The 4,945-nt window shown below is 65.6% G+C and carries 5 protein-coding genes and 1 tRNA gene; all 6 read right to left on the bottom strand.

Annotated features, from left to right (window positions below):
* Positions 1–251, bottom strand: a 251-nt coding sequence (locus AB7U92_RS21925; RefSeq protein ID WP_428582089.1) for a dephospho-CoA kinase, incomplete at its 3' end; no start/stop codon positions are given.
* Positions 252–264: 13 nt separating this feature from the next.
* Complete coding sequence (locus AB7U92_RS21930; RefSeq protein ID WP_428582091.1) at positions 265–1,116, bottom strand: prepilin peptidase; 852 nt, start codon at positions 1,114–1,116, stop codon at positions 265–267.
* Between the two features lie 10 nt (positions 1,117–1,126).
* Positions 1,127–2,347, bottom strand: coding sequence for a type II secretion system F family protein (locus tag AB7U92_RS21935; RefSeq protein WP_428582097.1), 1,221 nt, complete (start codon positions 2,345–2,347; stop codon positions 1,127–1,129).
* Between the two features lie 43 nt (positions 2,348–2,390).
* Positions 2,391–4,106, bottom strand: a complete 1,716-nt coding sequence (gene pilB, locus AB7U92_RS21940) for a type IV-A pilus assembly ATPase PilB (RefSeq protein WP_428582093.1) — start codon at positions 4,104–4,106, stop codon at positions 2,391–2,393.
* Positions 4,107–4,261: 155 nt separating this feature from the next.
* Positions 4,262–4,338, bottom strand: a tRNA-Pro gene (locus AB7U92_RS21945).
* Between the two features lie 41 nt (positions 4,339–4,379).
* Positions 4,380–4,945 (bottom strand): polyprenyl synthetase family protein (locus tag AB7U92_RS21950; protein WP_428582095.1); only part of this gene is annotated, 566 nt, incomplete at its 5' end.

A 4,945-nucleotide genomic window follows, 5' to 3' on the forward strand; every position in this document is an offset into this window, starting at 1 on the left:
GCGGAGGGATCGGCGAAGGCATGCGCACGCATGCGGCCGCGGTCCAGCGCGCCGCTGCCGTCGATGAATTCGGCGCCGAAGTCGGCGGTGATGGCCGGGATCGCCGCGCCGCCGGCTTGCGTCAGGCTTCTGGCGATGGCATCGGTGTCGACGATCGTGGCTCCCTGTGCGGCGAGTGCCCCGGCCACCGTGCTCTTGCCGCTGCCGATGCCGCCGGTCAGGCCGATGCGCAGCAGTTGCAAGCGCGCCATCGCGTCACCCGGATCAGGCCCAGCCGATCCAGCCGAGCACGCGCGAGGGCCCAGCGAGCAGGACTGCGAGCCCCGCGCCGGCAAGGAAAGGCCCGAACGGGACGTAGCGTCCCTCCCGCAACGAGGCCCTGAGCTTCATGCCGATGCCGACCACGGCGCCGATCAACGAGGCCATCAGCACGATGGGCAGGATCATCTTCAGGCCCAGCCACGCACCCAGCGCGGCAAGCAGCTTGAAGTCGCCGAAGCCCATGCCTTCCTTGCCGGTCAGCAGCTTGAACAGCCAGTACACCGACCACAGCGACAGGTAACCTGCCACGGCGCCCCAGACCGAATCGCCCAGCGGGATCGTCCAGCCCAGCGCGGCCGCGACGAGGCCGGCCCACAGCAGCGGCAGCGTGAGGTTGTCGGGCAGGAAGGTGGTGTCCCAGTCGATGCCGGCCAGCGCGATGAGCATCGCTGCCACGCCGCACCAGAGCAGCGCGATCGGCGTCTCGCCGAAGCGCCAACCGATGGCGGCGAAGACGACGCCGGTGAAGATCTCCACCAGTGGATAGCGTGGCGAGATCGGCGACTTGCAGGCGGAGCATCGACCGCGCAGGCGCAGCCAGCCGAGCACGGGGATGTTCTCGTGCCAGCGGATGCGATGGCCGCACGAAGGGCAGCGCGACGCCGGTCGGGACAGCGTGATCGGATCGGCCGGCTCGATGCTGACGCCGAGAAGCTCGGCGCTCTCGGCGCGCCACTCGCGCTCGAGCATCAGCGGCCAGCGGTGGATGACGACGTTGAGGAAACTGCCGATGCACAGCCCGAGCAACGCCAGCACCGGGGGCGTCAGCAGCCCCTGCAGAGCCTGCGCGTCCATCGGGCGCGCGTCAGACCACCTGGCCCAGCTTGAAGATCGGCAGGTACATCGAGACGACGATGCCGCCGATCAAGGTACCGAGGATCACGATGATGAAGGGCTCCATCAGGCTCGACAGGCCCTTGACGGCTTCATCGACTTCGTCCTCGTAGAACTCGGCCGCCTTGCCCAGCATCTGGTCGAGCGCACCCGATTCTTCGCCGATGGCGCACATCTGGATGACCATCGTCGGGAAGACGCCGGTGGTCTGCATCGACGTGGTCAGCGCCGAGCCGGTGGAGACGTCCTTCTGGATCTGTTCGGTGGCTTCCGCGAAGACCGCGTTGCCCGAGGCGCCGCCGACCGAGTCGAGCGCTTCCACGAGCGGCACGCCTGCTGCGAACATCGTCGACAGCGTGCGGGTCCAGCGTGCGATGCACGACTTGTTCACCAGTTCGCCGAACACCGGCACGCGCAGCAGCAGCCGATCCATCGCCTTCTGCATGCGTGGCGAACGCTTCCAGGACTCGATGAAGAAGTACGTGCCGAAGCCCAGGCCGCCGAAGATCAGGTACCAGTACTTGACGAAGAACTCCGACATGGCGATCACAGCCAGTGTCGGTGCCGGCAGGTCGGCGCCGAACGAGGAGAACACTTCCTTGAAGGCCGGGATCACGAAGATCATGATCACCGCGATGACGACGAAGGCCACGACCATGACGGCCACCGGGTAGATCAGTGCCGACTTGATCTTGTTCTTGATCGCCATCGTCTTTTCCTGGTAGATGGCCAGGCGATCGAGCAGGGCTTCCAGGATGCCGCCGGCCTCGCCGGCTTCGACGAGGTTGCAGTACAGCGCATCGAAGTACAGCGGGTGCTTGCGGAACGCGGCCGACAGGCTGGTGCCCGTCTCGACGTCGGCGCGGATGTCGTTGAGCAGCCGCGTCATCTTCGGGTTGGTGCTGCCTCGAGCCACGATGTCGAACGACTGGATCAGCGGCACGCCGGCCTTCATCATCGTCGCGAGCTGGCGCGTGAAGACGGCAATGTCCTTCTGCTTGATCGCACGGCCGCCGCTGAGACGGCGCTTCTTGACCTTGGTGGTCAGGATGCCCTGGCGACGCAGGCTGGCGCTCACCATGGCTTCGCCACCGGCGCGCATCTCGCCCCGAACGATCTTGCCGTTCTTGTCCTTGCCTTCCCACTCGAAGACGAGGTCCTTGATGTTTTTCGCCGCTACCGCAGTGGCCATGGTCATTTCGGGAAGCCGCGCTCCCGCCCTTCGATTGACAGTTCTACTCGTTGGTCACCGAGATCACTTCTTCCAGCGTGGTCGCGCCGGCCCGGACCTTGATCAGGCCGGACTGGCGCAGGTCGCGCACGCCCTCCTTCTGAGCCTGGGCCGCAAGGTCCATCGCCGTGCCTTCGGCAAGGATCAGGCGCTGGATCTCTTCCGAGATGGGCATCACCTGGTAGATGCCGACGCGCCCCTTGTACCCGTTGCTGCAAGCCGAGCAACCGACGGCGCGGTAAGGCTTCCAGCTGCCGTCGAGATCGGTTTCCTTGAAGCCGGCCTTGAGCATGGCCTCGCGGGGATAGTCCGCCGGCGCCTTGCAGTTCTCGCAGAGCTTGCGGGCCAGACGCTGCGCGGTGATCAGCAGCACGGCCGAGGCGATGTTGAAGGGCGCCACGCCCATGTTGAGCAGGCGGGTCAGCGTCGTCGGCGCGTCGTTCGTGTGCAGCGTCGACATCACCATGTGGCCGGTCTGCGCGGCCTTGATGGCGATGTCGGCCGTCTCGAGATCGCGGATCTCGCCGACCATGATGACGTCCGGATCCTGGCGCAGGAACGACTTCAACGCGGCGGCAAAGGTGAGCCCGGCCTTGTCGTTGACGTTGACCTGGTTGATGCCCGGCAGGTTGATTTCCGCCGGGTCTTCCACGGTCGAGATGTTCACGCCAGGCTGGTTCAGGATGTTCAGGCAGGTGTACAGCGACACCGTCTTGCCCGAGCCGGTGGGGCCGGTGACCAGAACCATGCCGTAGGGACGCTGGATCGCCTTCATCAGGCGATCCTTCTCGATCTTCTCGTAGCCGAGGGCGTCGATGCCGAGCTTTGCGCTGGACGGATCCAGGATACGGATCACGATCTTCTCGCCGAACAGCGTGGGCAGCGTGCTGACGCGGAAGTCGATCGCCTTGTTGCCGAACTTCAGCTTCATGCGGCCGTCCTGCGGCACGCGCTTCTCGGCGATGTCCAGGCGCGAGATGACCTTGATGCGCGAGGCGAGCTTGTCCTTGATGGCGATCGGCGGCTGGGTGATCTCCCGCAGTTCGCCGTCGACCCGGAAGCGCACGCGATAGTGGTACTCGTAGGGCTCGAAGTGGAGGTCGGACGCGCGCGCGTTGATCGCGTCGATCAGCATCTTCTGCAAGAAGCGCACGACCGGCGCATCCTCGACGTCGGACGGTGCCTCGGATTCCTGGGGCGTGGTGACGTCGTCGGTGACGTCGAACTCGAAGTCGCCCGACGACAGGGATTCGAGCGCCTCGCTGGCGGACGCACCCGTTGCCTCGAGCAGCTTGGCGAGCTTGTCGTGCTCGACGATCACCCACTCCGGCGAGAGCTGGGTGGCGAACTTGATCCGCTCGACCGCTTCCTGGTCGGTCGGGTCGGCGCCGCCGATGAACAGGCGGTTGCCGCGCTTGCCGAGCACGACGATCTGGTATTGAACCGCCAGCTTCGTGTCGACGACGTTCTTGGGCAGCTTCTGAACGTCGACCGCTCCCAGGTCGAGCAGCGGCAGCGCCAGGGCGGTGGACAGGGTGTGCGCCAGATCCGAAGGGGCCACCGCGCCCGCGGCGATCACCGACGAGATGAAGCTCGTCTTCTTCTCGCGGGAACTCTTGACGAGATCCTCGGCTGTCTTGGCATTGAGTCGGCCGGCGTGCACGAGCACGCGGGCAACGCCCGAAAGCGCCGACTGGGGGGCTTCAGCCAAGGTGTCCACGTTGGAAGGAGTGCCGCGAAAGTGAGTGGTAGCGGATCATGATCGCCGATCCGCCGGGCACTGTAAACGAGAGGAAGCGGCGGCAAAGCCAACAATTCCCGGGCGCACCTTATCCAAGATGCAACAAATTGATGCGCTGGGAAGGCGGGTGAATCTGGTCGGGGTGAGAGGATTCGAACCTCCGGCCTCTACGTCCCGAACGTAGCGCTCTACCAGGCTAAGCTACACCCCGATTCCGGCCGCGACGTCGAGAACGCCGACTGGCTTCGTGCTCTAGGACGAGCGCTCCACCGACCGAGCACAGAATTCTAGCAGAGCTTCGCGGTACTCCGATGTCGGCACGTCGGCGAGCTGCGCGGCCGCCAGTTCGGCTTCTCGGCGGGCGGCTTCGCGTGTGGCGGCGATGGCGCCGGTGCGGCGGACGATGTCGACGATATCTGCCAGCCGCGCCACCTCGCCGTGTTCGATGGCGTGCCTGATCAGTGCCCGCTCTTCGGTACGGCCACGCTCCATGGCGATCAGCAGCGGCAAGGTCGGCTTGCCTTCACGCAGGTCGTCTCCAACGTTCTTGCCCAGCTCGGAAGTGTTGCCCTCGTAGTCCAGCAGATCGTCGACCAACTGGAAGGCCGTGCCGAGGGATCGCCCGTAGGCGGCGCAAGCCTCCTCGACAGGCCGGGGCGCCTCGGCCAGAACGGCACCGAGCCGTGCACTGGCCTCAAAGAGCTTGGCGGTCTTGAAGCGGATGACGCGCAGATACTCGGACACCGCAATGTCCGGGTCATGCATGTTCATCAACTGCAGCACTTCGCCCTCCGCGATCACGTTGGTCGCGTCGGCGA

The sequence above is a fragment of the Piscinibacter sp. genome (assembly GCF_050175855.1).
Classification (GTDB): Bacteria; Pseudomonadota; Gammaproteobacteria; order Burkholderiales; family Burkholderiaceae_C; genus Piscinibacter.

Excerpts from the sequence above, each read along its gene's own strand:
- AB7U92_RS21930 (WP_428582091.1), bottom strand. The coding sequence starts at position 1,116 with ATGGACGCGCAGGCTCTGCAGGGGCTGCTGACGCCCCCGGTGCTGGCG.
- AB7U92_RS21935 (WP_428582097.1), bottom strand. The coding sequence starts at position 2,347 with ATGGCCACTGCGGTAGCGGCGAAAAACATCAAGGACCTCGTCTTCGAG.